The organism is Cylindrospermum stagnale PCC 7417 (assembly GCF_000317535.1).
In the GTDB taxonomy this organism is placed as follows: domain Bacteria; phylum Cyanobacteriota; class Cyanobacteriia; order Cyanobacteriales; family Nostocaceae; genus Cylindrospermum; species Cylindrospermum stagnale.
Genome location: NC_019757.1, coordinates 4,903,671 through 4,929,903, shown reverse-complemented (window position 1 = coordinate 4,929,903; position 26,233 = coordinate 4,903,671). Strand labels below are relative to the sequence as shown.

The window sequence follows — 26,233 nt, the reverse complement described above, 5'->3', positions numbered from 1 at the left end:
AATTACTCACTTATAGTGTTGGGCTTGGGTTTCAAACAGGTGTGCATAGCTACCGCCCAGCTGCACCAGATATTCATGGGTGCCGCTTTCAATAATTGAACCGTTTGCCATCACGTAGATGCAGTCAGCCATTCTAACGGTTGATAAGCGATGGCTGATGAGGATAGCCGCTTGATTTTTGATGAGTTGGCGGAAATTCTGAAACACCTCTTCTTCAGCTTTCGGGTCTAGAGCGCTGGTCGGTTCATCTAACACGATTAACTGTGAATCTCGCAAAAATGCCCTTGCCAAAGCGATTTTTTGCCACTGACCAATGCTCAATTCTTCCCCTTGTTCAAACAATTTACCCAGTATAGTATCGTAACCTTGAGGTAGCTTGTTAATGACATCATCAGCACCGGAACGACGAGCAGCGGCGGTGATTTTTTCGTAGCTGAATGGCAGGTTAATATTTGCCAACCAAATGTTTTCTTTAGCAGTCAGATGATATTTGGTATAGTCTTGAAAAATCACACTAATTTGACGGCGGAGTCCAGCAATTTCAAATTGGCGTAAATCTATGCCATCAATGCTAATACTACCAAAAGTGGGATCGTATAAGCGACATAAAAGCTTAATTAAAGTAGTCTTACCGGAGCCGTTTTCTCCTACCAACGCCACCACTTCTCCTGGGTGAATAGTCAGATTAATATTCTGAAGTGCCTGACGCTTCGTAGTTGCATATTGGAAACTGACATGATTAAACACAATCCCCTTTTTCATTGGTATGGGAAGAGGTTCCGGATAAGATGGTTCTACAACCTTTGGTTTCAGGTCTAGGAATTCATATAAGTTAGCGAGAAATAGATTGTCTTCATATAGACCAGACAGACCACCCAAGAGACTTCTCAGGTCGTTTTGTCCCCGTTGCAATGCCTGGTAATATAATACTAAGTCACCAAAGCGAATAGTGCCTTGTATAGTTTGATAAATAATGAAACCATAGGCAGTAAAAACTAAAATTGCCGCCACTGCTTGAGCAACAAGATTAGCGACAGACTGTCTAGTAGTAATGGCGAGGTTTTCCTGGTATAGTTGTCGCCGCAAGCGCAGATACCACTGACTAAAGAAAGAACCCAAATCAAACAAGCGAATTTCTTTAGCGTGTTGCTCTGTAGTAAGTATCCGACTCAAGTACCCTGCTTGACGTTCCTGGGCTGTCTTTTGACGCTGCCAATGATACATGATGCCGGAGTATTTCACCCGCACTACCATCGCAGGAATCGCGGCAACAAATAAGATAACCCCTATTCCCCAATGTAATGACAGCAGCAACCCCAGCATCGCCACCAAAGAGATACTACTCAAACATAGCCATGCCAAACGATGTAGTATTTGCCCCGGTCGAGAAGGAGCTTCTTTTTGCGCTCGCTGCAAGGCATCATAATATTCGGCGTTTTCGTAATACTCCAGGTCTACCTCAATTGATTTAGCATGGAGGATACCTTGCATATAGTCGGTGAGTCGCTGAGATTGAGCACTATAAACCAGTTCAGTCAGCGAAGAACACAGGGTAGTTACCAGGGTGATAGTACCAAAGAAGCCAAGCAAAAGTAATACTCGATTAAAGGCGGCTCCTTTGTCGGCAACATTAACACTGGCGGCTATTGTATCTACGATGAGTTTGGTGAGATAGAGAGAGAGTAGAGGCAATAAACCTTGAATAACCAAAAGTGCAACCAAAGCAATAGTCAAACGAGGACTACTTTGCCAGACTAGGCGCAAGGCAGGCAGAATGCGTAAGCTTTGCTGGATTTTATATCTTAAAGTTTTGCCTGGTTTCATATTTTAAAGATGCTCTTTTGCAAAAGATGCCAGTTGGCTAAAATTAGAAAGGTTTGTGACATTGCCAATCACAACCTGTCCCTGATTTTCCAACCACGCATGAGCCTTTAACTCTCCTTGTTCACCTTTGGCAACACCAATGCAGAGATTAGATGTATAACCGTGGCGACTCATGAAAAACTGGCAAGTCAAGGCACGCGCCAGACACTTGACACCAGGCATATAATGACTGCTCACTTCAACAGCCCAGATGATTTTGTCAATAGAGATATGGTGTTTTTCTTGGCATTTAGGTTTGGCATTACTTATGCTTGATAGAAGCTTCTGCAAGGTTTTAAATGACAGCAAAAACAAACCTAATCTGACTAATAATAGTAAAACAAAAGTGCTAATTAAAAGTTGTCTTTTTTGAGAATCTAGTCCAAGTAATTTAGATAAGTTATTCATTTATACTTCAACAGTGACGTGATGTTTTTTAACAACTCTTCTGTAAGATGAGAGCCAATAAATCCGGCTCCGCCAGTAACAAGAAAATGCATACTCTTAAAATTTTATAGGTTTAGACAATTTATTCAGAATGGGCAGATAATCGCAAATACTCATATTTTGAGGTCTCACCGCGCATTTCTCGATAGCGATGCAAAACTCTACGTGCTTGCTCTATTTGATGATTTTGAATATGTAAATTAGCAAGTCCGAGGTAGATATTGTAAAAGTAAGGATCGAGAAAATTAACAGGGATTTTTAGGAATTCTGGATTGCGCTCGATGACTTTTTCCTTAACACGCAGGTGGTTAGTGAACATCTGCTCTTCATTTTGAGAAAGATTATTTGGCGATTGCCGATAACGTGCTAAGGGTTGATTTAAAAAGTAAATCGGAAATTTTTCAATCAGGCGCAGCCATAAATCGTAATCTTCACAACATCTCAGAGTTTCATCAAACAAACCCACTTTATCTAAACAGTCTCGACGCACAACAACCGTTAGGACTGGAATGTAGTTGTATCTAAAAAGAGTCCATAATACCTGAAGATTAGGGGTAGGAAATGCTGTATTGTACGAACGCAAAGACAAACCCCGTTTATCAGAAAAAAAGAGTGAATCTGAATAGATTAAACCAATGCGTGGATTGGCTTCCAAGACGGAAATCTGTTTTTCTAACTTCTGAGGTTCCCAGAGATCATCATCATCTAAAAAGGCAATATACTTCCCTTGAGCAGAGCGAATTCCGGCATTGCGAGCCGCAGATAATCCTTGATTGGCTTGATGAATAGCGGTAATTCGATGATGATCGCTAAATTGAGCCAGGACTTGCGGAGTATTGTCCTGAGAACCATCGTTGATGACGATAATTTCGTAGTCTTTGTAGGTTTGTGCCAGAACGCTGTTAATTGCCTGACTGACAAGATGGCCACGCTGGTAAGTAGGAATAATAACACTGACGGTTGGCTTAAAAACTTGCATATTTAAAAATTTGCTTAGTAAATATAGGCAGATATTCAAATTACTGGTGTTGCTAAACCAAAGTATGAATCAGGTGTAAATCCTCTAAAATAACATCATAAATTTGCCCCAAACTTCCCAAATTATCAGGAAGTAATAACTCCCGCACAGGAACAGTCTTTGCCAATTGGCCTAATTCTTGAAACTCTTGTCTACACTGTTGAGAAGTGAGGAAAGCACGCCCATAGGAATTGAAGATTAGATGCTTCATTGCGTCAGGCAGAGAGAGGTAATTAATTATAGGTGCTGTGAGGTTTTGGTCACGTTCTCCTAATATGTACACAGCAATTAATGGCAAAGCTTGGGATTGAAACTGCCACTGTTCTCTATCTTTTATTTGCAAATCTATAAAGCGTTTATCTAGATTTGTTGATACCAGTGATAAATCTTCTATTGAACCGTGAATGGCATTTGCAGAATTAGGCCACAGGCGTAGACGAGGATAAGCAGATTGTACCCAAAACCTTTTTCCATCAGGAATCAGTGCGGCAATATCATCTGCCAATACGGAGAATCCACGGCTAGCCAACGCTGCTGCTGTGGTTGATTTCCCAGCCCCTGATTGTCCTAAAATGGCGATCGCGCTCCCATCAACCGCAACCACGCTGGCATGAAGACAAGTCACTCCCCGCAGCCGTAACAGATGACCGAGTACACAACCCAGCAGCAAAGATACCGCATCCGTAAATAGTGCATCTCTAGACCAAAAACCCCAAACTTGACTACCATCAGGATTCAAGATGAATTCCAAGCAATCAACTCCATCAAAAGACCTTATCCTCCAGTAAGTACCGTCATCCCTATGCGTCGTCCATAGGTGAAAGCCTGTTTGTTGATACCACTCAAGCGGCACATTCCAAAAAGTTTGGTCGAGTAACGGCATTTGACTCTGCTGTTCACCAATTAGGTGAATAGCAACATCTATCGGTGCAGAACTGTTAACAGTAACTAACCCTGGAAGCAGTCGATTAATAGACAGGTTGAGTCCATAAAATTGATAGCAATAATTATCGTTTTTAATCGACATTGAATTTATCAATAACCTGACGGAGTGACAATACGATTCGTAACCACTGGCTACAGTGGCTACGAGGACATCCAATTCAACTGTTGCTTGATGCTAACGTTGTTGTTGTAGCGGTTATCGATTTTATGAAAACACTAAATTCCTTACTATACAAGCATTTTAGTAAAGTTTTTAGATCTCACGCGACTACAGACCGCTATAAAACTTGTTCACTTGATATGAAAAAATGAAAATTTACACGCGTAAACTTGATTATTGTTTGTATTTAATTATACTGTTTAAGCAGTAGTTGGAGCAGTAGTGCTGAAGCCGATTGTAGTGCCGAAACCACCGCTACCTCCCACTTGTTGTGTCAAACCAGATATTTTACCGTGAGCTTTCAATTCTGGTTCAGAATAGTTTTTTTTCGTGTTTTCAGCTTGAGACATTTGAGAAGTCCTTATTTTTTGTGTTTTCCTGATTTAGAGTTATCAGATTATCAAATAATACCATAGCCAAATCTCATTTACATAAAGCTTGTTAAACTTAATTAGTACTCTTAGGAATAGCTAAAGCTTGGCAAAGCTTGTCCACAGGCAATACGGTTCGGATCAGATCCCCCCGCCTGCGGCGACCCCCTTTTTAAGGGGTAAAGGAGCCTTAAAAATCCCCCTTTTTAAGGGAGTAAAGGAGCCTTAAAAGTCCCCCTTTTTAAGGGGGGTTGGGGGGATCTTCGATAGATTCAAACGTTAACCAAACCGTATTGTGTCCACAAATGGAAACCTGTTTGTTGATACCACTCAAGCGGCACATTCCAAAAAGCTTGGTCGAGTAATGGCGGTTAAATCTGCTGTTCACCAACTAGGTGAATAGCAACATCTATCGGTGCAAAACTGTTAACAGTAACTAACCCTTGGAGCAGTCGATTAATAGATAGATTGAGTCCATAAAATTGATAGTAATATTCATCGTTTTTAATCGACATTTGCATTTATATTTATTTTTATCTGCAAACTCATAAGTTTCAGAACCCCGACTTTTTGAAAAAGTCTGGGTTCTTTTGGAAAGGACAAACTTACACACTTTATTTTCACAAAATGTTAAGGAAAAAAGTAGGTAAAAAATCTCTTTTAGTCTAGATTTCTAGGCACTTTTTTCTACCTAATAAACTAGCTTTACCTTCCCATTATTTATATGACAGGAATTCAAATTTACTGCCATTATGTTTTTTATACTGCTTGCTTAAGGAAGACCAGTAATGGGGGCGGAAGTTGTAGCAAAACCACCACTACCACCGACTTGTTGTGTCAAACCAGATATTTTACCGTGAGCTTTCAATTCTGGTTCCGAATAGTTTTTTTTCGTGTTTTCAGATTGAGACATTTGAAGAATCCTTACGTGTGTAAACAATAGCCTCATAAGAGGGCAATTAGAAAGGTGTATTTAGTCTAGATTTATTAGCTCAAGAAAATTTCCTAATAAATCCTTCCTACTTGCTAACTCTACCCTGCCATCATCTATATGACAGCGAGTGAAGTTGAGCTTTTCGTGTTTTTTTCTACTTAATTATCAGGAATACCCGCAGTGGTAGTAGATATGGGGAATCCGGTTGTAGTACCAAAACCACCACTACCACCCACTTGTTGTGTCAAACCAGATATTTTACCGTGAGCTTTCAATTCTGGTTCAGAATAGTTTTTTTTCGCGTTTTCAGATTGAGGCATTTCAGAAATCCTTATGTGTATACAGAGTAGGCATGTAGGCGGGGAGGTAGAAAGGTGTATTTAGGCTAGATTTATTAGGCAATTTTATTTACTTAATAAATTCTTCCTACTTGTGAAGTCTACCTTTCCAGACTTTATGTGACAGCGAATCAATTCAGCAATTAACGTATTTTTTATACTAACCAGATGTATCAATAGTAGTAGATATGGTGAATCCGGTTGTAGTACCAAAACCACCGCTACCACCCACTTGTTGTGTCAAACCAGATATTTTACCGTGAGCTTTCAATTCTGGTTCAGAATAGTTTTTTTTCGTGTTTTCAGATTGTGACATTTGATCAATCCTTGTTTTTTGTGTTTTAGTTGTTTGGAATTATCAGACTATAAAATATTACAATAATTCAGATTACTTGATTTATAAATTTTATGTAAAGTTATTACTATTTTCTGCGATCAAAAATTGCGGCTAAAAATTTCCAAAGTCTATATTTACAGATTGGTAAAAAAAATATTTTAATGAACAAAATTTAATATATTGATGTGATTTACACAAAAACTCTCCTAAACTATTATTCTTGCCTCTATCCTTTACAGTTAGCTATTTCGTGACTTATTGGTAAGTCCTAATTAAATTGAGTGATGGAAAATTTAGGCAGAGACTACCTTAGTAGTAAATGCCAAATCTTCATATATTTGGAATATCCGCTTTTGTAAAATTGCTTCATCATATTCCTCGACAATAACTTGCCGTGCTTGTGCAAGATGTGCTTCTCGCTCTTGGGGAGGTTGATTGACAACTTTAATCATTGCCTCTGCTAGAGCAGTTGGGTTTTCAGGTTCTACCAAAGTACAAAATTCTTCAATAAAAGTACCTCGATAAGCTAACAAATCACAGGTAATAACTGGGCGTTCACAGGCAACTGCTTCAATTAGTGTCGAAGGAAAGGCATCACTGACGGGATAATTGAGAATCACATCTGCTAAGTTGTAGCCTGTAGGCATAAAATTATAAGGTAGAGCAGGCATCCAGCGCAGATTCTCTAATAACCCAAGTTCTTCTGCTTGTTTGCGGATGCTTTCGTAAATAACTACTGCGTCCTCTCCACCGGCACGCCCTAGCTTTGAAAAGACGAGTACCGTCGGTTTGGTGAATTGGGGATAAGCCTGTGCATAAGCTGCAAATATCTGCTCATGGTTGTACACTTTAGACCAACCACGGGGCGAAAGCAGAATTGTGGCTGCTTCGGTAATCTTCAACACTTCCCGCCGCCACTTTGGCAAATCCTTGGTGACTCCAGGGCGAAAATGTTGGGGGTTTGTCCCTAAAGGAATTAATTCTACCCGTTGATTAGGGTTCAACAGTGCTTTGGATTTTTCTATCAAACTAGGTGTCTCTACAATCAGCACACCAGTGTTCTTAAACACTTGGCTAACCCTATCGTTATGCTTGCTTTGTTCCCTTTCTGGTTGTAGCAAATGATTTAAAAAGCCCCAAGCAGACACGACAAGAGGGCTTAGATTCGCCAGGACACAACACTGGGCGTGCCAACCAATGGCGTGGACATGGATAATATCAGGCTGGAATTCGTCTGCAAGTTTACGTAACGGCTCTGCCATTTCCTCAGCCATCTGATCTTCGTATGGGTAGGTGTTGGTAAACTCCTCTAGATACTTTCGCCAAACAGTGGGGAAATAGCGATAATTTTTGGGAGTTTCCGTTTCATAGGGGTCTACATCACCTAGTAGCCAAACTTCATAACCTGCTTTGACTGCCCAATCTAAGGGTCTTGTCAAGGCAACACCCCCAGCACCAATCATCAGTACACGCATGATTTGATTTTTTGCTTCAACAAGTTAAGAACCAGTAATTTCCACTAGTCCAGCCTTAACCAATTTATCAATAAACTTGAGCAAGTCTTGTTTTAACTTTTCTGGCTCTACCTCATATTCTTTTAGCAAGGTGTCGTAAGCTGTCTGGATAGAATCTGACTCAGTTAGCACAAAGAATATTTTTGTACCAACTTCGTTTTGACTAAAATATTCTTCACTTTGCAGATTCAACAAAACAGACTCTCCTGCTAAGTCTTGAGTCAGAACATTTGCAGATAAGGACACTTTTTGATTTAAGGCTATTTGTAGTGTCATTTTTTACAGTAAATATCGAGCCTGGTTAATTAGTGTTTATTAAGCTGTTACTTCGGACTACCAATTGCCTGACAATTACGTCAAGCTTAGGTGAGGTTGGATCGTCACAAGTTGAAAGGTTGCTATTCACAACTACATACACACTTTAAGTAGTGTATAACAATACCTTCGCTAAAAATAAGCTAATTTAAATACGCCTGTAGCGCTTTGTGTGAAGGTTGGTAAAGTTTCTTAACTAAACTGCTCATTTTGAATTTTGGATTTTGTATCTCTTACGGGGGTCTCCGTCTCTATTTTGAATTTTGAATAATGCTTCTGTCTGCTAAGACAGGCGGGCCTGCTGTTACGACCACGATTTTATCTGGGTAGAGCAACTCACGAGCTGCTTGATTAACCTGGGGAAAGGTGACTTGGTGGATTTTTTGAGTAAAAGAGCGCAGTTCTATTTTGTCCAGTCCGTACACTTCATTCATCAAGATTTTTTTAGTTAATTCTTCTGGATTTACTAGAGAAACGTTGTAGTTACTGATTAAGGTGCGTTTAGCCGTCTCCACTTCTTTTTCGCTGACACCTTGCTGATGGATTTGTTGTAGTAGTTTGCGGGTGCTAGCGATCGCTTGACTGGTATCTTCTGGGCTGGTTTGCATCTCAATCAAAAATGTGCCGACGTTTTTTCCGGCTTGGAAGCTGCTATAAATTCCGTAAGTTAATCCAAGGCGATCGCGCACTTCTGTTCCCAATCTACTCGATAGCGTATCGCCTCCCAAAATCTGATTCAACACTAAGGCTGCATAAAATCGGGGGTCTTGACGGTTAATAGCTGCATAGCCCATATAAGTAATCGCTTGGGCTTTACCTGGAAGAACTGGATTTATCCGCACCAGTTTTGCTGGCATCGAGACTGCGGGATATTTGACTGTTGGTGGTTGACCTTTGACTTGCCAGTCACTAAACTGAGCCTGAAGGAGCGATCGCACTGTCGCTACCTCAAAATCTCCCACCAGCGCTAGCACCATCGTGTCTGGACGATAATGTTTTTCCTTGAAAGTAATCACATCCTCACGTTTAATCTGCTGGATGCTCGCAGTCGTAGGAAAGGTGTGCAAGGGATGCTTTTTGGGAAAAATCGATTGCACAAATACTTTTTTTGCTACTTCATCAGGGTCGTCTAATTGTAAGTCAAGAGCAGTTAAAGCCTGTTGGCGATTGATTTCCAACTCTTTTGCGGGAAATGTACTATTTTTAACTACATCTGCTAAAGTTTCCAGCAGCACAGGTAAATCCGCTGCTAAACTATTCCCTTGGATACGCACACCTTCACGATCCGCTTCAAAATCTAAACTCGCACCGCGTTCTTCTAAAGCTTTGGCAATAGTCAATAAATCTTGAGTTTTAGTACCATTCACCAGGCTGTCAGCCACGAGTGATGCCAGTCCAGCTTGCTCATCTGGGTCAAATTCTGTCCCGGCTGTAATGTGACCACTCAAAGTCACAGTCGGAGTACTCTTGTCAGACAACAGCAATACCCGCAGACCGTTGGCAAAAGTGAATGCTTGTGGTAGTTCTCGTGTCACAGCGTCTGTAGCTCGAGGTACAGGCGGTAGGTACTTGATCACCTCAGATGGAGTTACAGGTGCGACAGGAGAGAAATTTTCTGTAGTTTGTGCCAAATGTGGTTTAGCGACAATCCCTTTTGTTAGTTTCTCGGTTGGTTCAAAAAAGCCCACTACACGAATTTCCGGTTTCAGATATTTGTTGACCACAGCCACTATATCTGCTGCGCTTACCCGGTGGACAGCGGCTAAGTAGCGGTCTGTATAGTTATAATCATCAGCAGTGGTCTGATCATTGCCTAATTGCATTGCTAGGCTAGTGATATCACGGTTACTTAAGATGACAGATGCGATTAATTGAGCCTTGGCTCGTGCTAATTCCTCAGATGTCACCCCTGTTGCGGCTAAATTAGCGATCGCACTTTTGAGCATTGAGTCAATAGTTGTCAAATCCTGATGATGAGCGGCAGTCAACAACATTCCGTACCAGCCAAATTCTCGCAAGCTGGCAACAGCAGATGTAACTTCACTAACTAAACCTGATTCCACCAATACCTGATACAGCCGAGAATTTCGTCCCTCTGTCAAAATGTAATCCATCACAGCCAAGGCTGGCACATCCGATTGATTCCCCTTTGGGAGTGGATACACTACTTGCAGCATTGAACCAGCCCCTAGTTCTCGCAGCACTATCGGCGTGCTGATTGCTGTTAGCGGGGCGTTTAGCCCGTGGGGAGTATTCAGTTGCATAGGCGATTCAGAAAAGAGCGATCGTTTCTCAGGATTATTCTGGGGTATTTTGCCAAATATCTCTTTAACGGTTTCCAGAGTTTTTGCCGTTGAGAAGTCTCCCACAATTACTAAAACAGCATTTTCGGGACTATAGAATTTGCGGTAATATTTCCGCACCTGCTCAACTTCAAATTTCTCAACATCGGCTTTAGTACCACCAACAGGTAACCCGTAACCATGATCAGGAAATGCTGCCCGCATCACGGCTCGATTTAGGCGGTATTCCGGGCTATTTTCATAAAAGAGCAACTCTGAAATTACTACCCGCTTTTCACTTGCTAGTTGCTCAACATCAATCAGGGAATTTTGCATTCTGTCTGCTTCCAGCACCAGCAGCGCTGTCAATTTTTCCCGTTCCGCAGTGCCGTAATATGCCGTTTGGTCATAGCTAGTGAAAGCGTTGGAGTCACTGCCTAAAGCACTAAACAGTTGTCCAAATTGAATCGGACGGTTTTTTGTGCCTTTAAACATCATATGTTCCAACTGGTGGGCAATGCCATTTACTCCCGGTTCTTCGTTACGCGAACCGACTTTATACCACACCTGCACAGTCACCACGGTTGCATTATGTACTTCTTTTGTCAAGACAGTCAGACCATTTTCTAGCACTGTCTTGCTGACATTTTCTGTCACTGCCGGGGTCTTGATGCTTTTTGCTAACAGTGTTTGGGGAAAATTTTCAATATGGCTAATAACAGGCTTGTTGCTTAACAAAAACACTGCAATTATCCAGACACTCAATATTAATAATGGAAAACGATATCGATGCACGGTGGAAAACACAGACTGAGCTTTGGCAGATATATATGTAAATTTTATTACATATTTATTTTGGAGTATGACTATAATCTATTATTTATGAGAGATTCTGTAACCTCGGCAACACTCTAGAAAAAAGTTATTTTATGCAAAAAGGCGCAATAATTTACTGCGTCTAAATCTGGGAGCTATCTGTGTGCTACGACTAATTTAGCACTAAGGTAATATGCCCGAGCAGCTAATCTTAGCATCTTGCCAGCTACAAGCAAAAGCTACATGCAACAACATTGGGAATTGGGAAAGAAAGACCTTCGGGTTCCCTATTCACTAACCGAGTTTAGCTAAAACCCGGATAAATTCTAGGGGTAAGTTATCAGTATCAGCGATGAAGGCGACTTCAAAAATGCGCGAGCCTATTTGTTGCTGTGTTGGTTCCAAAAGGATCTTCAGTGGCTGTAATTGATCTACCACCGCCAAACGTTTTTTTAAGCTATCCAGCCAACTGGGTAAATCTGGTGTCATCTCCGTCAGATCGAATGAAAGATGATAGTAGCCCACATAATGCTCGTCTGCAAAAGCGTCCGGGGCTGGTTTTGGTTCGGGAATTTGGATCAGTTCAATTCTCCCCCCCAGTCCTTCCATCCAGCAAGCTAGGGTGTAGCCTGTAGTGAAGCGTTCCGAAATTGTAAACCCCAACTGCTGATAAAAGGCGATCGCACGATGAATATTTGCAGTCCGAATAGAAGCATGATGCATAAATTTAGTCATTAGTCATTAGTCATTGGTCTTTAGTCACTTGTCAAATGACCAATGACTAATGACCATTACTCAAACAATCGGAAATAAGGATAGCGCACTGGCACACCAGGCTCCTTTTCCAAATCAAAATTAATCACTTCCCAGCAAGGTTCCTCCCCAGAATCGGGGCTAAACTCCACCGGTAATCCGTACAGTCGCGCACCTGTAGTTTCCGGCACTCCTGTACGCCAAGGTGCACTGCGTTCTAAATAACCACTCATCAATTCCTGATAGCGTCGCGCAATAATCACCCTTGTTGCTCGATAGCCTTGGGTATACAGCTTATCTAGGGCTTCGTGAATTTCAAACCGAATACCATCAGGATGGGTATGTTGACGATACCATTCATTATTCCACCTCCGCCAGTGACGCCCCGACTGTAGATGGATCAATTCCCCAGTTTTCGGATCAGCTTCAAAAGCGCCATGACGCGGACATAAATATGTATCTGTTAGTGTCAGCGCTGGAATAGTCTGGCGACAGTGAGGACACTGTATTTCGGGGCCAAACATTGGGTACTGCAAGCCTGGATTCATCATGAAGTGCGTACAAACATAGTTTTGTCTTCACCAGCATCAGTGGGTTCGATTTTACACTTCTGCTCTCATCCTTTGGGTTACTTGCTCACTGCTACACAGACACGAAGTTGCGGCAGGGATTTTTTTCACTCTTGCCTTCCTCGGTATAGAGGCTAGACACCGTGATATCCTGGTTTTGCAACCAGCCTCAAAGGTTGGAGTTTTTCCAGTGTTCCTGGGTACCATATTCATATTCTATCGTGTCTACCACTTCTTACTGGACATCTCCCGATTTTTCTCAAGCTGCCTTCATAGCAGCGAATTCTGTCGTTATGGGTTCGGTAAACATAGCCTCCGGAGTGAGCATTTGGTATGGAGCAGTCGTTAGGGGGGATGTAGAACGCATTGATATTGGCGAGTTTACCAACATTCAAGATGGGGCAATTCTACATGGTGACCCTGGTTTGCCCACGATCTTAGAAGATTATGTTACCGTAGGCCATCGCGCTGTGGTGCATTCTGCTCACATTGAACGTGGAAGTTTGATTGGCATTGGTGCAGTGATTTTAGATGGGGTAAGGGTGGGTGCTGGTAGTATCATTGGTGCTGGTGCAGTAGTGACTAAAAATGTACCGCCCTTGTCCCTAGTCGTTGGCATTCCTGGCAAAGTGCAGCGTCAAGTTACAGACACCGAAGCGGCAGAACTCATCGAACACGCTAAACGCTACCAAAAATTAGCCTTGGTTCATGCTGGTAACGGTACAGATATTGGTTTTCACCAGCCCTAGCCAAGAGGCTGGGGACATGACTAATGAATAAACTTTAATCATTCTTTACACATCAGGCTGGAAAAGTTGCCCACTTCAGCTAAAAATAAAAATGAGAGCAGTTGACAAAACTTTAAGTTCTGATTAAAAGAGGGTTTCTAGATATGGACATTGATTATCGCGTAGTCATCGTTTTAGCACCAGTAGCCATCGCTGCTGGTTGGGCTGTCTTTAACATTGGTGCTGCGGCATTAAGACAAGTTCAAAACTTTTTGAACAAAGAAGCTTAAATTCCCCATTGGCTAATGGGTAATGGGGAATTTTTTACCTATTACCCATAAAGTTTGTAGTGAGGGCTTCAGCCCTCTCTCTGAAACCCTCCGCAGTCAGGGCAGCTATGCCCGCTTTCTCCGGAAAAAATAGGACTAAAGTCCTGACTACAAACCAATTTCAATATTTTTAATTATTATTCGAGACTAATTACTTACCCATTTGTGCATATAGATTCTTTACTCAAACCCTTTCAACACTTTGGTGTCCATCTGGGACTCGCGCGCATTGTCAAATTATTGGCAAATCTCGGCAACCCCCATCACCAAGTCCCAGTCATTCATGTTGCTGGCACTAATGGCAAAGGTTCTGTCTGTGCCTATCTCTCCTCTGTACTCACCGAGGCTGGTTATCGCACAGGACGCTACACTTCCCCCCATTTAGTCGATTGGACAGAACGCATCTGCCTCAACGAACAGCCAATTTCTTCCGAGGCATTTTCTCAATTAATCCTACAAGTTCAAGGGGCCATTGACCATAATCAAGAGTCCCCAACTCAGTTTGAAGTAATTACCGCAGCGGCTTGGTTGTATTTTGCTCAACAGCAAGTCGATGTAGCGGTGGTAGAAGTTGGACTAGGAGGGCGCTTGGATGCCACTAATGTCTGCTCCCAGCCTCTTGTGACGATCATTACGAATATTAGCCGTGAACACTGGCAACAACTCGGCCCCACTGTCGCTGATATTGCCAGAGAAAAAGCTGGAATTTTGAAACCTGGATGTCCTGCTGTGGTTGGTCCGTTGTCACCGGACGCAGATAGAGTAGTAGAATCGCGGATTGTAGAATTACAATGCCCTATTTTTACCCCTCAACCTGCCCGTCAAATAGCTACAGGATGGGCAGAATATGAAACAATTCAAAATTCAAACACTCTTAAATATCCTTTACCATTGCAAGGACAAATCCAGCTAACTAATTCGGTTTTGGCTTTAGCTGCTTTGGAAATCCTGCAAGAAAAGGGTTGGCAAATTTCTGAAGCAGCCATAATCAATGGTATGGCGAAAACCAAGTGGCCAGGACGGATGCAATGGGTTACTTGGAAAAACCATAAATTATTAATTGATGGCGCCCATAACCCCGCCGCAGCCGAAGTTTTACGCGATTATGTTGATAGTTTGACCCCACCCCCTACCCCTGAGAGTCAGCAGGGAGAACAGACTACTCAGGATTCTGTAACTTGGGTGATGGGAATGCTCTCTACTAAAGAACATCAAGACATATTCCAAGCTTTACTTTGTCCAGGAGATAAATTGTATTTAGTGCCAGTACCAGATAGTAGTTCAGCTTACCCTGGTGAATTAGCCAAACTAGCCGCTGATGTCTGTCCAGAATTGAGCTTTTGCAGCACATATCCAGATTTAACATCAGCGTTAGATGCTGCTTTTACTCCGACAGATAATTTAGTAGTTTTATGTGGTTCCCTGTATTTAATAGGGCATTTTTTCGGCATGGGCAATAGATAAGGGTTTTTTCTTTTTCCCAATTACCAATTACCCATTACCAATTACCCGTTACCCGTTACCCGTTACCAATTACCGATTATTCCACTGTTGCGCTGCATCTTCTACGGCTTTATCTACTGTCTTCTCACCCAGCATAGCGGCTTGCAAGTTCTCGTAAATTGACTTTTGCAGTTTTTTGGAATCCTTGAGTGTAGGGGTTAATATCTCTGCCTGTTGTAGTTGTTTGGCACTGGTAACTCTTGCCTTTTCCACTGTTGTAGCATTAGCTGCCACATCTTTAAAGTAGCTGTCACCCAGTGCTTTGATTGTTGATGGTAAGACGTTCGCAGCTTTGGCAAAAGCTAGTTGGTTTTCGTCATTAGTGACAAATAGGGCAAATTTGACTGCAGCGTCAGGTTTTTTGGTGTCGCGGGGAATGACTATATTCATCACGGCGACATTTTTCTTGCCTGTATCACCTGTGAGTTGGGGAGCTATAGCTGAAGCTTGAGCGATTTTCGGGGCATTATTGGCGATCGTCTTGAGAAACTCTGGACCAGAAGCTAACAACGCTGTCTCTCCAGCTTGGTATAAATCAATTGCATGACGGTGTCCCTGCGTCAAAGATTCTTTAGGAAGCAAACCTTTTTTATACAAATCTACCCAATATTGAAATGCTGCTTTGCCTTGTGGGGAGTTAAACGCCGCTTTACCCTCGGTATCTACTAGGGTAACTCCCATCTGCACAAAGGATTCCAGCACTTCACCGGAATCTTGCGGTACAAAAGTCACAAAAAACGCATATTTCTTAGTCTGATCTTTAATTTGTTGTGCGACTTTGGCTAATTCTGCGTAAGTAGCAGGCGGTTTGCTGATACCTGCCTGTTTTAATAAATCGGTGTTATAAATAGTTAACCGCGTGGTGAGATACCAGGGAATCCCAAAACTCTTGCCATTGAGCGTACTTGCTTTCCAGATATTTGGCAGATAGGAGGAGCGTACGACCTTAGAGACTTTCGCATCCAAATCTAACCAGGCATTTCGTCCTGCCAGTTGGGAAGCGAAATCTGGGTTGAGGTTCACAACATCAGGTGGCGTTTTTGCTGAGACAGCTGTTAAAATTTTGTTCTCCATAGCAGCCCAAGGTACATCCACCCAGTTAATCTTGATACTGGGGTTTTGCGATTCAAACTTCGTGATTAAGCTTTGGAAGTAATTGGTAAACTGGGGTTGGAGTTGCATCGTCCAAAACTCAATAGTTGCCGCTTCTGAAGCTTGTTTTGCACCTGTGCCAACGTTACCTGTGCTGCAACTTACAATCCAACTGGTGAATAAGCCGAGCAGTACAAAAACAGTTAGCTGTTTAAATTTTGGCATTTTAATCATCGTGCTAGTACTTTTACGGTTGATCGGGGTGAAAAGTTATGTATAGTTGTCGAGATTATAGGCTAAATCGATTACTTGATATCCAGCTCGTTTTGAATAGTATTTAAATTTTCCATTTAGCAGTCTAGTGGACAAAACTGTGGTCAAAAGCTTCAACCTCAATAGTCTATTTCGTAATTCTAATAAAGGGGTTGGCATTGAACTTGCGCCAGAACGAGTGAATATAGTTCAACTACGCAAGCAACGCCAAGGTGTGAAATTAGAGTCTTTGACATCGGTAGCTGTTCCCGAAGGTATAGTTACCGATGGTCAAATTGCCAACCCTCCAGCAATGGCGGAACTAATCCAGCAGGCCCTAGCTGAAAGTAAAATCAAGGTATCTCGTGTGGCTACTTGTGTACCAGGACGAGATTCCATTGTGCGTCTGATACCCGTGCCAGCAGAGTTAGATGATAGAGAATTACGGGAGATGGTGTTAAATCACGAAGCTGCTTTGTATTTACCCTATCCCCGTGAAGAAGCTGATGTGGATTATCAGAAACTTGGGTACTTTGTAGATGAGGATGGCATTGAAAAAGTACGTGTGCTGTTGGTTGCTACTCGCAAGGAGGTGACGGATACCTACATTAGTACATTTGAGCAGGCAGGATTACAAATTGATGTTTTAGAGATTAACAGTTTTGCTTTAATTAGGACTATTCGTGATCAGCTGCGGCTATTCGGACCGCAAGAAGCTGCGGTACTAGTTGACATTGAGTTCGACAGCACAGAAATTGCCATCATCATTAATGGAGTGCCGCAATTTTCGCGCACGGTGCCAATCGGCACTTATCAACTGCAAACTGCTTTATCAAGGGCAATGAATTTACCCACTTCACGAGATATGGAAATGTTGCAGGGAATGACTATTCCCTCAAATCCCATAGATGGTGGGAAAACTGGTGTCACCGGCATTAATCCTGGTATGGCAGCGATGTTGAGAGTGTTGGGAGAACTATCAGATGAATTGAGGCGTTCCATCGATTTTTACCTTAATCAAAGTGAAAATTTGGAAGTAGCGCAGATTCTACTGGCTGGACCGGGGGGCGGACTCCAACAGTTAGATGAGTTCTTTACTCAACGATTGAGTTTGCCAACTACCCAAATAGATCCCATAGGGTCTTTGTCTTTGGAAGTTGATGCGGAAAAATATCCCCTAGCACAACGCCCTGGGTTGGGGATAGTACTTGGTCTAGGAATGCGGGAGGTGTGACGGAATGTACAGTCTGGATATTAACTTTCTTAAAGACCGCCCAGCTTATCATAAAACCTCTGACAAAAAGCCGGGAAAATCGGTTCAAATTGGCGATTTAAGGCCTGTTTATCTGGGACTTGGCATAGGTTTGTGTTTCCCGGCTTTGGTGGCGTGTAGTTGGTTATTTTTGCAAGCGAAAAGTAGCGAGTTAGAGCGGCAAACAGCAGCGCTAGAACAGGAAAACCAGAAGTTAGACAAACAAATAGCAGACATTAACAAAATCCGGGGTGAGGCGATCGCCATTAAAGGAGAAACTCAAGCTTTAGTCACTGTGTTCGATCAGATTCGTCCTTGGTCGGCAATGTTGCAAGATTTGCGCGATCGCATACCAGTTCCGGTACGAATTGAGAATATCAAACAAATACCACCCGTTGTCCCAGTTAAGGGAGAAGCACCGACCAATATCGCTGGGGGGTTAGAAATTAACGGGTTTGCTAGCTCATTTAATGATGTCAACGATTTCTTGCTAAGTCTGGAACAATCTAAATTCTTGAATTCCTCAGACAGCAGAATTATTGCAGCAGAGTTAGTAGATGCTCCATTACCAGCGGGTTCTGGTGGAAGTTCTGTGCCAATTAAACCACCCAAAATAGTGAAATACACTATCCAATCAAGTCTGAGCGAGATTCCAGCGTCTCAGCTACTTCAGGAATTGGAGAAAAAAGGCACAGTGGGACTAGTGGCTCGGATTCGTAGTATGCAACAAACAGGAGTCATTTCAAAATGACGTTCACGGATGATTTGAATTTTGCAGAACAAGGTGGGGTGTTTGATGAAGGCACACCACCCTATCCCGTTGTCTTTGGTATTTCCTTCACACCCCCAATGATTGGCATTATCGTGGGAACCTTGGGATTTTTGGGAGCAGTCTATATGCTGCTAAACTTGGTGATGCCAGCTTGGGAAAGCTATCAGCAGCAGCAAGAAAAAAGCAACGGACTCCAAGGGCAAATTGACCAAAAGAAAATTCAGGTCAAACAGGCTGACAAGGTAAAAGAAGAGTTAGCTCAAGCAAAGCAGCAAAAGAGTCAGGTTTTAAGTTTATTTGCTAACGAAAAAACCTTGGATACCTTGCTGCTAGACATGAATCGCTTAGTTCAGTCCGCCAGCAATGGGAAAAGTCCTGTAAATGGCGTGGGCGCTCAAATGAAGAAGTTTGTGCCAGCTTCAAATAAACCAGAAATAATTACTGATAGCACTCTAGGAGTACAAGTCGATAACAAGCTGAAACGCCTCAATACCAACGTTGAAATTGTTGGCACTTTTGAACAAACACAATCGATTATACGTAACATTGAGCGATTACAGCCTTTGTTAATACTTAAAGACTTTCAATCAACATTGACTCCACCAGAGGTTACCTCCTCAGAAGATAAAAACAAAGGGGTGCGAAATGCTCCAGCGAAGATTACAACATCCTTCCAGATACAGGCATTGATGCCACTTACTCCAGAGGATGAAGCAACAATTGCCACCGCAGCGAAAGCCACGGCCAAGAAGTAACAAAAAAAGTTCTGAGTGCTAATAGATTGCGACTTATCCGGAAACCTAACCCCCAACCCCAACAACTTCTCCCTAGCCCTCCTCTTGTAGGGGAGGGAAGCGAAAAGAATGATTGTTAGCTGTTTGGGGATCAGGATTAAAAATCTCTCTCCTACAATGAAGAGAGACCAAAATCTTAAGTCGCACATCACTAAATTAGGGTTTAACTACTCAAAGAATTTTGGTTAACACGGTTTTAATTTAAGGTGAGGAATGAACTGTGAAACAGTTTCACGGTAACGGTTTAATATTGGGTGCTACAGCTTTTGTATTATTGGCCTCACAACCAGTGTGGGCACAGACTACCGCAATTACTGCGGTGCAGCTAAATCCAGTTGATGGTGGAGTTAATGTTGTTTTGAAAACTTCTTCAGGCGATCGCCCGCAAGTTTTCACCACCAAAAAAGGCAAAGCCTTAGTTGCAGATATTATTAATACTCAACTACGTTTACCACAAGGCAATAATTTCCGCCAAGAAAACCCCGCTCCAGGAATTGCTTCAGTCGAGATTGTTCAGATTGATGCCAATAGCGTCCGGGTGATGGTAACTGGAAGCAACAATGTCCCCAGCAGTCAACCTGTGGTGCGAAAGCAAGACGGCATTACCCTTGGCTTTACACCATCTACTAACACCACAGCATCAGCACCAACAACGCCAATAGCCGCAACACCGCCTACCGCTACCCCAGTCCAGCCTGGTCAAAAACCAGATGTTCTCGTCCCCAACCCAGAAGTCACAATTGATGGGACACCTGCAAAGCCAGCAGGAATTGGTCAACCTTACAACCAAGCTCCACCTTTCTTGCCCAGAGCCGTCGCTCCACCGGTGGGGGATATTTCCGTCGCCAATACTGATGCCTCTCCAAGTAATATCGACTTGGGAACTCAGGAACGTGTTCCTCGCTTAGTGCTGCGAGATGCTCCGGTTCGGGAGGTTTTGTCACTGCTGGCCCGTGCTGCTGGGATGAACTTAGCTTATGTGGGAGGCGAAGGAGCGCCGACTCCAGGCGGTCAGTCTGCGCCTGCTAATAGCGAACAAACAACTTCTCAAACCATCTCTCTAGATATAGAAAACGAGCCAGTACAAGATGTATTTAACTATGTCTTGCGCCTGAGTGGTTTAGAAGCTAACCGCAGTGGACGCACGATTTTTGTCGGGGCTAAACTACCTAATTCCACCCGTGATGTGGTGATGCGTAACCTGCGACTTAATCAGGTAACGGTGGGTGTCGCTCTGAATTTTTTGGTCGGCTTGGGTGCAGAAAGTGCCATTAGCCGTGAACGACTTGTTACCAGTGTTAATGCTGTACCTGTGGGCGCTGGAGCCGCTCCCATCACCCAAACTCAGACAACTACAGAAACTAAACTGGAAACTCAACGCGCTGATTTTAAAGACTCTAACCCGTTATTGAGAGGTGTACAGGCATTAGGAGACGAGCGCACAAATTCCGTTACCTTGATTGGTGCTCCTCGGTTACTTGACATTGCAGTGGCTCAATTAACTCAGCTTGATATCCGTCGTCGTCAAGTGGTAGTTAACGTGAAAATTATTGATGTTAACCTCACCGGAGATCAACTTTATAACACCAGCTTTTCCTTTGGCGTCGGGAACAACTACTTCTCTAATGATGGCGGTGCCGCAACTCTGAATTTTGGGGGTTCAAGACCAGCTACTCGTGATGAAGTGGCAGGTAGTGTTACTAGTACACCTACAACTAGCAATCCACTAAGTGATGCCAATGTTTTCCTCAACAACCCACAAAACCCCAATCAAGTCACAGGTAGTGCGGGTGTTAGCACTGATCCCACAACGGCAGGTATTACAACATTTACCGCAGGAACTCCACCATCTGGTGACAGTTCTGGAACTCCTGATCAATATACATTCGAGTTACCAAGTTTGTACAAGTTTCCCAAACGGTTTCTTGCTAGTTTGCAGGCACAGGTTACAAGTGGCAATGCCAAGATTCTGACCGACCCAACGATGATTGTGCAAGAAGGTCAAACGGCTAATGTCAAACTTACCCAGGAAGTGGTAGGAAACATTAAGAGCGAAACTACTCGTGGTGACGGTACCTCTATACAAACGATTACAGCTGAGAAAACAGATGTGGGTTTAACTTTGGCTGTAAAAGTTGATCGGATTGACGATAATGGCTTTGTATCCTTATCGGTTGCTCCCATTGTCAAAGCACCCCAATCTTCAGCCATACTCAATGTGTCAGGTAATAACCAAACTATATTTTTGGTTTCTGAGCGATCGCTTCAGTCTGGCTTGATTCGTCTGCGAGATGGTCAAACCTTAATTCTCTCAGGCATCATTCAAGATCAAGACCGGACTACTATCTCCAAGATTCCCATTTTGGGCGATATTCCGCTAATTGGCTCGTTGTTTAGAAGGACAAACAGAACGAATGAACGCAGAGAAGTGATTGTCTTGCTCACGCCTAATGTGATGGACGACACTCAGAATTCCTCCTATGGCTATAACTACAGCCCTAGCCCAGAGGTGCGGCAAATCCTTGAGCGTCGTGGGTTGAAGGTGCCTGGTAGGCAATAACTTGTTGGTTGCACTGGCAAATTACCCACAAGCTCCGGGGCACAGCACTGCTGTGCCCCTACGAATATAGCAGGTTGCCGTTACGTCCAATGCAGACCTAAGCCCCTAGCCCTCGAACCGAAGAAGTAATGGTGAATGTAGAGACGTTGCATGCAACGTCTCTACATCTGTGTGGAACTGCTTCAAGTTATGCATTCTTTGTCCCTACTTTCCTGTCCTGTTACTCAACTCCCGGTGACAAAAATAGGTTTTAAGTACTTGTTCTTAATTTTGCGGTAATATTTGCTACAGCGAGCACTTAAAAATCACAAAAAATCCTGAAATCCATATAAATTAATGGTTTCATCTATCCACTTCAGGCTACAACACCTTAGAATGATTCATTGAAAAGTCGAGCCTATGGGATTTGCAGACATTTTGCGTGTAAATGCTCCCAAGGGTCGATTTTAGTAAATTTCCAAACAGAGATTTTGGTAAAGATGCGACAAGTATCTGTAGGGAATCTCAAGTAAACCTCAAGGAGTTTGATATGAACAAGGGTGAATTAGTTGATGCAGTAGCTGAAAAGGCTAGCGTTACCAAAAAACAAGCGGATGCTGTCTTAACTGCCGCTTTAGAAACGATTATTGAGGCTGTTTCCTCTGGCGATAAAGTAACGCTGGTGGGATTTGGCTCTTTTGAATCACGGGAACGTAAAGCTCGTGAAGGCCGCAACCCGAAAACCAATGAAAAAATGGATATTCCGGCGACGAAGGTTCCTGCTTTCTCTGCTGGGAAGCTGTTTAGAGAACGGGTAGCACCCCCAAAATCTTAGGTTCTGTCTTAGGAAACTTGTTTTTGATGCGGCAACCTGCACATGGGGGAAATTTAGCCTGGGCAGCAGCACTGGCTGGCTGTCCCCCTGACGCTATTCTGGATTTTTCTGCCAGTATCAGCCCGTTGGGACCACCTGATAGCGCGATCGCTGCTATTAAGTCCCAACTTGGTAATCTGAGGCACTATCCAGACCCAAATTATAGTGAACTGAGACTAGCTCTCAGTCACTTCCATCAACTGCCGCCTGAGTGGATTTTGCCGGGTAATGGCTCCGCAGAATTGCTGACTTTGGTAGGTAGAGAACTATCTCAATTAGCCGCAACAATGTTAATTACTCCAGCCTTTGGCGACTACTACCGTACGCTGGCAGCGTACGACGCTAAAGTTCTGGAGTTTCCCCTATTTAGTCCTGAGCAACGAGTTATGAGTTATGAGTTACCAGAGTTACTCAGCACTCAGCATTCATCATGGGCTACGCCCTGCACTCACTACAGCACTGACTACGGGTTACTGCTGAATAACCCCCACAACCCAACGGGAAGGCTATTTTCGCGGGAGTCCATTTTGCCCTACCTAGAGCAGTTTGCTTTGGTGGTGGTGGATGAAGCGTTTATGGATTTTGTGCCGCCCCCTCAGGAACAAAGCCTGATTTCAGTGGTGCAGGAATATGGGAATTTAGTGGTATTGCGATCGCTCACCAAATTTTACAGTCTTCCAGGGCTGCGATTAGGATATGCAATCGCTCATCCCGACTGCCTAGCTAAATGGCAGCAATGGCGAGATCCCTGGCCTGTCAATACCCTAGCGGCAGCGGCGGCTATTGCGGCACTTGAAGATCGCTCGTTTCAAGAGCAAACCTGGAAATGGCTACCACCTGCGCGAAACCAACTCTTTCAGGGTTTAGCCGAACTTCCCGGATTGCAACCGGAAAACAGCGCTGTTAACTTTTTACTGGTGGAGTCAAAACAGTCAACTTCGCAGCTACAACAACAATTACTCCGGCAGCAGCAGATTTTAATTCGCGATTGCCTTAGCTTTAAAGAATTAGGCGATCGCTTTTTCCGCATTGCTGTACGTTCTGAGCCTGATAACCAACGCTTACTTATAGCTCTAAAATCAGTACAACATTCTGAGTGCTGAGTTTTTTGTCAGTTGCCAGTTGCAAACAAAAAACAACTGGCAACTGACTATTGACTATTGACTATTGACTATTGACAAATGACTATTGACTACGATGTCGTAATTATTGGCGGCAGTCTTGCCGGACGATACGCAGCCTTGGCTGCAACCCAACTACACGCCACAGTTGCCTTGGTAGAGCCAAAAGTCAACTACGGGTTGATTCATCACCACACACTAAGCAAAATCGGCAGACTGGCGCAGCAGTTGCATAATGCGGTGAACCTTGGTATTCCTTCCCCAACGGCTAACACCGCACCGGAAATTTATCTTAACGGGGTAGCTCTCCCGACAGTAGCATCCTCAGAAAAATTGCCAATACCTCTGGACTCGTCAGAGGCGATGTTATATGCTCGTGGTATCGTGTCAAATCTTGCAGAACTCAATTCTCCTGCCAAGCTAGCCGCTTTAGGGGTCGATGTCATCTTTGGTAATGGTCAATTTCAATCTTCACCCCAACTAGCTTTTGATGTTAGCGATGCCGAGGGCGGGCAACACCAACGCCTACTACGCGCACGCACCTATTTGCTTGCTAGTGGGTCAAGTCCAGCAATTCCAAAAATCGACGGATTACAAGCCACAGGCTACCTTACCCTTGCTAATATTTGGCAATCCCTAAACGAACCAACCCCGCCCAAAAATTGGGTAATTATTGGCGGTGTCCCCCAAAGCATTGAAATTGCTCAAACTTTAGCCTGGTTAGGTTACAGCGTCACGCTGATAGTTAAACACGCCTATATTCTGTCCAATATTGACCCAGAAATAGCTCAGTTGCTTCAGGCACAGTTAGAAGTTGATGGCGTGCGTGTCCTCACCCAAACACCAGTAACTCAGGTGCGGCGAATTGAGGATAAAAAGTGGATTCAGGCAGGAGATAAAGCTATTGAAACTGATGAAATTTTAGTCGTAACTAAACAGCAGCCAAATCTAAAATCTCTAAATTTGGCAGCAGTAGGCGTGAAATGGCATGAGCATCGCTTAGTGGTAAATGATAAACTGCAAACGACTAACCACCGGATTTACGCCTGTGGTGATGTAATTGGTGGTTATGACTTGGCTAACGTCGCCAATTATGAAGCCAGTATCGCCCTGAAAAATGCCCTCTTTTTCCCAGCAATTTCAGTTAATTATCAGTGCATTCCTTGGGCAACATTTACTCAGCCGATGCTAGCACAGGTAGGTTTGACGGAGGCGCAAGCCAAACGCCGATTTGGTCAAGATAAAGTTTTAGTTTTACGGCAATATTTTAAATCAATAACAGCAGCCCAAATCAGAGGCGAAATCACGGGTGTTTGTAAAATTATTGTGCTCGAAAATGGAGAAATTTTGGGATCTGCCATATTGGGAGCAAAAGCTGGAGAATTAATTAATCTGATTGCTTTGGCAATGTCCCAAAAAATTTATGTCAAGCATCTAGCGAATTTATCTACCATCTACCCCAGTTTCTCAGATATTTTGGAACAAACAGCACGAGAATGGAGCAAGCAACGGCTAAATAGAAATACGGCTTTGCAAGACTTTCTAGAAGACTTCTTCCAGTTCCGCCGCGATTGGAATTTGTAAAAATTGTTTCTTGATACCTACGGAATTTATCCTTAATAGAGGAAAACCTGATCTAAACGGAGTTGAAGCCCAGATAAAAGCAGTGAGTAAATTTATTGGTTGAGTTTGTATTCTTGTTGGGTATAGGTGCCGTCAATTAGTTGACAAACAGTAAAGGTAGGTTGTTTGCGTTAACCAATAAATGGTAGACTGTCTAACTCTCGATAATCTACCTAAACTCTAAACTAAAACCCTCACAGTTAAGAAGTTACTGATGACTGTTGCTACTCCTTCGAGCATCAACCTAGAAATAGGTAGAGTACCTCAGTTGTTCACTCTTATGAAGTTTCTCAGACCACATTCATTTCCAAAAAAGTCTTTTTGCGATGGGGAATTACAAAAATCTTTGCTGTCTATATTATTTCTGCTATTGTCTTCATTGTTAGTATCAACCTCAATACCTATAGAGGTTGTTGGCGAACTGTTAGCTTTTTGACAAATGCTTTTCAAATCAAGCCATTTATTATCTTCAGTACGTGCAAAACAAATAAAAGATTGAGCTTCTATTGGGGAAACTATCGGGTAACCTGAGCTAGAAAGTGGACGAGCAATTGCTGTTGTAGGCAGCAACATACCGATAACGCTTATGGCTAGACTAGAGATAAGCTGTTTCATATTCTGGATACTTTGTTTTATTAGTTTAAAATGGTGCTTAATATTAAGTTAGTCATTTATAACTTAGTCTATAACAA

Annotated in this window: 27 protein-coding genes; 10 read left to right on the top strand and 17 right to left on the bottom strand. The window is 43.0% G+C overall.

Features of this window, described 5'->3' with window-relative positions:
- Window positions 1-6: 6 nt before the first annotated feature.
- The 15 genes from CYLST_RS20675 to CYLST_RS20635 all read right to left on the bottom strand — a co-directional run bounded on the left by CYLST_RS20675 (window position 7) and on the right by CYLST_RS20635 (window position 12,641).
- On the bottom strand, window positions 7-1,824 hold the full coding sequence (locus CYLST_RS20675; protein ID WP_015209694.1) for an ABC transporter ATP-binding protein: 1,818 nt from the start codon (window positions 1,822-1,824) through the stop codon (window positions 7-9).
- 3 nt (window positions 1,825-1,827) lie between these two features.
- Complete coding sequence (locus CYLST_RS20670) at window positions 1,828-2,271, bottom strand: lasso peptide biosynthesis B2 protein (RefSeq protein WP_015209693.1); 444 nt, start codon at window positions 2,269-2,271, stop codon at window positions 1,828-1,830.
- On the bottom strand, window positions 2,268-2,363 hold the full coding sequence (locus CYLST_RS36835; RefSeq protein WP_157162617.1) for an NAD-dependent epimerase/dehydratase family protein: 96 nt from the start codon (window positions 2,361-2,363) through the stop codon (window positions 2,268-2,270). Before CYLST_RS36835 ends, CYLST_RS20670 begins: the two co-directional genes overlap by 4 nt.
- Before the next feature lie 29 nt (window positions 2,364-2,392).
- Window positions 2,393-3,289, bottom strand: a complete 897-nt coding sequence (locus CYLST_RS20665) for a glycosyltransferase (protein ID WP_015209692.1) — start codon at window positions 3,287-3,289, stop codon at window positions 2,393-2,395.
- Between the two features lie 52 nt (window positions 3,290-3,341).
- Complete coding sequence (locus CYLST_RS20660) at window positions 3,342-4,355, bottom strand: phosphoenolpyruvate carboxykinase (ATP) (RefSeq protein WP_015209691.1); 1,014 nt, start codon at window positions 4,353-4,355, stop codon at window positions 3,342-3,344.
- 278 nt (window positions 4,356-4,633) lie between these two features.
- Window positions 4,634-4,783 carry a hypothetical protein gene (locus CYLST_RS35260; RefSeq protein WP_015209690.1) on the bottom strand — a complete coding sequence of 50 codons (150 nt, stop codon included), beginning with the start codon at window positions 4,781-4,783 and terminating at the stop codon, window positions 4,634-4,636.
- A gap of 392 nt (window positions 4,784-5,175) precedes the next feature.
- Window positions 5,176-5,319 carry a hypothetical protein gene (locus tag CYLST_RS34690; RefSeq protein ID WP_157162616.1) on the bottom strand — a complete coding sequence of 48 codons (144 nt, stop codon included), beginning with the start codon at window positions 5,317-5,319 and terminating at the stop codon, window positions 5,176-5,178.
- A 257-nt stretch (window positions 5,320-5,576) separates the two neighbouring features.
- Window positions 5,577-5,717: a hypothetical protein gene (locus CYLST_RS35255; RefSeq protein ID WP_015209688.1), complete on the bottom strand. Its 141-nt coding sequence runs from the start codon at window positions 5,715-5,717 to the stop codon at window positions 5,577-5,579.
- Window positions 5,718-5,896: 179 nt separating this feature from the next.
- A complete protein-coding gene (locus CYLST_RS35250; RefSeq protein WP_015209687.1) occupies window positions 5,897-6,058 on the bottom strand; it encodes a hypothetical protein in 162 nt (53 codons plus the stop codon).
- 178 nt (window positions 6,059-6,236) lie between these two features.
- Window positions 6,237-6,392, bottom strand: coding sequence for a hypothetical protein (locus CYLST_RS35245; protein WP_015209686.1), 156 nt, complete (start codon window positions 6,390-6,392; stop codon window positions 6,237-6,239).
- Window positions 6,393-6,706: 314 nt separating this feature from the next.
- Window positions 6,707-7,888 (bottom strand): glycosyltransferase family 4 protein, encoded by a 1,182-nt coding sequence (locus tag CYLST_RS20655; protein WP_015209685.1) that lies wholly within the window; start codon window positions 7,886-7,888, stop codon window positions 6,707-6,709.
- A gap of 24 nt (window positions 7,889-7,912) precedes the next feature.
- Window positions 7,913-8,203: a PqqD family protein gene (locus CYLST_RS20650; protein ID WP_015209684.1), complete on the bottom strand. Its 291-nt coding sequence runs from the start codon at window positions 8,201-8,203 to the stop codon at window positions 7,913-7,915.
- A gap of 290 nt (window positions 8,204-8,493) precedes the next feature.
- The gene (locus CYLST_RS20645) at window positions 8,494-11,331 is read right to left on the bottom strand and encodes a M16 family metallopeptidase (RefSeq protein WP_015209683.1); all 2,838 of its coding nucleotides are present in this window, start codon (window positions 11,329-11,331) and stop codon (window positions 8,494-8,496) included.
- A gap of 303 nt (window positions 11,332-11,634) precedes the next feature.
- Window positions 11,635-12,063, bottom strand: coding sequence for a VOC family protein (locus CYLST_RS20640; protein WP_041233777.1), 429 nt, complete (start codon window positions 12,061-12,063; stop codon window positions 11,635-11,637).
- A 68-nt stretch (window positions 12,064-12,131) separates the two neighbouring features.
- Entirely contained in the window at window positions 12,132-12,641 is a 510-nt protein-coding gene (locus CYLST_RS20635) for a TIGR02652 family protein (protein ID WP_015209681.1), read from the bottom strand.
- Window positions 12,642-12,883: 242 nt separating this feature from the next.
- Here CYLST_RS20635 and CYLST_RS20630 point away from each other — a divergent pair, with 242 nt between their 5' ends.
- From CYLST_RS20630 to CYLST_RS20620, 3 genes are all read left to right on the top strand, one after another.
- The gene (locus tag CYLST_RS20630; protein WP_015209680.1) at window positions 12,884-13,411 is read left to right on the top strand and encodes a gamma carbonic anhydrase family protein; all 528 of its coding nucleotides are present in this window, start codon (window positions 12,884-12,886) and stop codon (window positions 13,409-13,411) included.
- A gap of 143 nt (window positions 13,412-13,554) precedes the next feature.
- Window positions 13,555-13,680, top strand: coding sequence for a photosystem II protein Y (locus CYLST_RS20625; protein WP_015209679.1), 126 nt, complete (start codon window positions 13,555-13,557; stop codon window positions 13,678-13,680).
- 204 nt (window positions 13,681-13,884) lie between these two features.
- A complete protein-coding gene (locus CYLST_RS20620) occupies window positions 13,885-15,183 on the top strand; it encodes a bifunctional folylpolyglutamate synthase/dihydrofolate synthase (protein ID WP_015209678.1) in 1,299 nt (432 codons plus the stop codon).
- 69 nt (window positions 15,184-15,252) lie between these two features.
- Here CYLST_RS20620 and CYLST_RS20615 read toward each other — a convergent pair whose 3' ends face one another.
- Window positions 15,253-16,548: an ABC transporter substrate-binding protein gene (locus CYLST_RS20615; protein WP_015209677.1), complete on the bottom strand. Its 1,296-nt coding sequence runs from the start codon at window positions 16,546-16,548 to the stop codon at window positions 15,253-15,255.
- A 127-nt stretch (window positions 16,549-16,675) separates the two neighbouring features.
- Here CYLST_RS20615 and pilM point away from each other — a divergent pair, with 127 nt between their 5' ends.
- From pilM to CYLST_RS20580, 7 genes are all read left to right on the top strand, one after another.
- Entirely contained in the window at window positions 16,676-17,800 is a 1,125-nt protein-coding gene (pilM, locus tag CYLST_RS20610) for a type IV pilus assembly protein PilM (RefSeq protein ID WP_015209676.1), read from the top strand.
- A 4-nt stretch (window positions 17,801-17,804) separates the two neighbouring features.
- The gene (locus tag CYLST_RS20605) at window positions 17,805-18,569 is read left to right on the top strand and encodes a PilN domain-containing protein (protein WP_015209675.1); all 765 of its coding nucleotides are present in this window, start codon (window positions 17,805-17,807) and stop codon (window positions 18,567-18,569) included.
- Window positions 18,566-19,345: a hypothetical protein gene (locus CYLST_RS20600; protein WP_015209674.1), complete on the top strand. Its 780-nt coding sequence runs from the start codon at window positions 18,566-18,568 to the stop codon at window positions 19,343-19,345. Before CYLST_RS20605 ends, CYLST_RS20600 begins: the two co-directional genes overlap by 4 nt.
- Before the next feature lie 259 nt (window positions 19,346-19,604).
- Window positions 19,605-21,944, top strand: coding sequence for a type IV pilus secretin family protein (locus tag CYLST_RS20595; RefSeq protein ID WP_015209673.1), 2,340 nt, complete (start codon window positions 19,605-19,607; stop codon window positions 21,942-21,944).
- 529 nt (window positions 21,945-22,473) lie between these two features.
- The gene (locus CYLST_RS20590) at window positions 22,474-22,758 is read left to right on the top strand and encodes an HU family DNA-binding protein (RefSeq protein WP_015209672.1); all 285 of its coding nucleotides are present in this window, start codon (window positions 22,474-22,476) and stop codon (window positions 22,756-22,758) included.
- A 26-nt stretch (window positions 22,759-22,784) separates the two neighbouring features.
- A complete protein-coding gene (cobD, locus tag CYLST_RS20585) occupies window positions 22,785-23,900 on the top strand; it encodes a threonine-phosphate decarboxylase CobD (RefSeq protein WP_015209671.1) in 1,116 nt (371 codons plus the stop codon).
- A 78-nt stretch (window positions 23,901-23,978) separates the two neighbouring features.
- The gene (locus CYLST_RS20580) at window positions 23,979-25,502 is read left to right on the top strand and encodes a dihydrolipoyl dehydrogenase family protein (protein WP_015209670.1); all 1,524 of its coding nucleotides are present in this window, start codon (window positions 23,979-23,981) and stop codon (window positions 25,500-25,502) included.
- Window positions 25,503-25,805: 303 nt separating this feature from the next.
- On the opposite strand, the gene CYLST_RS20575 is transcribed toward CYLST_RS20580, so the two are convergent.
- Entirely contained in the window at window positions 25,806-26,156 is a 351-nt protein-coding gene (locus tag CYLST_RS20575) for a hypothetical protein (protein ID WP_015209669.1), read from the bottom strand.
- Window positions 26,157-26,233: the final 77 nt, after the last annotated feature.

Bases quoted from the DNA above. Each gene is read 5' to 3' on its own strand.
- CYLST_RS20675 (WP_015209694.1), bottom strand. From the start codon at position 1,824: ATGAAACCAGGCAAAACTTTAAGATATAAAATCCAGCAAAGCTTACGC.
- CYLST_RS20670 (WP_015209693.1), bottom strand. From the start codon at position 2,271: ATGAATAACTTATCTAAATTACTTGGACTAGATTCTCAAAAAAGACAA.
- CYLST_RS36835 (WP_157162617.1), bottom strand. From the start codon at position 2,363: ATGCATTTTCTTGTTACTGGCGGAGCCGGATTTATTGGCTCTCATCTT.
- CYLST_RS20665 (WP_015209692.1), bottom strand. From the start codon at position 3,289: ATGCAAGTTTTTAAGCCAACCGTCAGTGTTATTATTCCTACTTACCAG.
- CYLST_RS20660 (WP_015209691.1), bottom strand. From the start codon at position 4,355: ATGTCGATTAAAAACGATAATTATTGCTATCAATTTTATGGACTCAAC.
- CYLST_RS35260 (WP_015209690.1), bottom strand. From the start codon at position 4,783: ATGTCTCAAGCTGAAAACACGAAAAAAAACTATTCTGAACCAGAATTG.
- CYLST_RS34690 (WP_157162616.1), bottom strand. From the start codon at position 5,319: ATGTCGATTAAAAACGATGAATATTACTATCAATTTTATGGACTCAAT.
- CYLST_RS35255 (WP_015209688.1), bottom strand. From the start codon at position 5,717: ATGTCTCAATCTGAAAACACGAAAAAAAACTATTCGGAACCAGAATTG.
- CYLST_RS35250 (WP_015209687.1), bottom strand. From the start codon at position 6,058: ATGCCTCAATCTGAAAACGCGAAAAAAAACTATTCTGAACCAGAATTG.
- CYLST_RS35245 (WP_015209686.1), bottom strand. From the start codon at position 6,392: ATGTCACAATCTGAAAACACGAAAAAAAACTATTCTGAACCAGAATTG.
- CYLST_RS20655 (WP_015209685.1), bottom strand. From the start codon at position 7,888: ATGCGTGTACTGATGATTGGTGCTGGGGGTGTTGCCTTGACAAGACCC.
- CYLST_RS20650 (WP_015209684.1), bottom strand. From the start codon at position 8,203: ATGACACTACAAATAGCCTTAAATCAAAAAGTGTCCTTATCTGCAAAT.
- CYLST_RS20640 (WP_041233777.1), bottom strand. From the start codon at position 12,063: ATGCATCATGCTTCTATTCGGACTGCAAATATTCATCGTGCGATCGCC.
- CYLST_RS20635 (WP_015209681.1), bottom strand. From the start codon at position 12,641: ATGAATCCAGGCTTGCAGTACCCAATGTTTGGCCCCGAAATACAGTGT.
- CYLST_RS20625 (WP_015209679.1), top strand. From the start codon at position 13,555: ATGGACATTGATTATCGCGTAGTCATCGTTTTAGCACCAGTAGCCATC.
- CYLST_RS20615 (WP_015209677.1), bottom strand. From the start codon at position 16,548: ATGATTAAAATGCCAAAATTTAAACAGCTAACTGTTTTTGTACTGCTC.
- CYLST_RS20605 (WP_015209675.1), top strand. From the start codon at position 17,805: ATGTACAGTCTGGATATTAACTTTCTTAAAGACCGCCCAGCTTATCAT.
- CYLST_RS20600 (WP_015209674.1), top strand. From the start codon at position 18,566: ATGACGTTCACGGATGATTTGAATTTTGCAGAACAAGGTGGGGTGTTT.
- CYLST_RS20590 (WP_015209672.1), top strand. From the start codon at position 22,474: ATGAACAAGGGTGAATTAGTTGATGCAGTAGCTGAAAAGGCTAGCGTT.
- cobD (WP_015209671.1), top strand. From the start codon at position 22,785: ATGCGGCAACCTGCACATGGGGGAAATTTAGCCTGGGCAGCAGCACTG.
- CYLST_RS20580 (WP_015209670.1), top strand. From the start codon at position 23,979: ATGACTATTGACTACGATGTCGTAATTATTGGCGGCAGTCTTGCCGGA.
- CYLST_RS20575 (WP_015209669.1), bottom strand. From the start codon at position 26,156: ATGAAACAGCTTATCTCTAGTCTAGCCATAAGCGTTATCGGTATGTTG.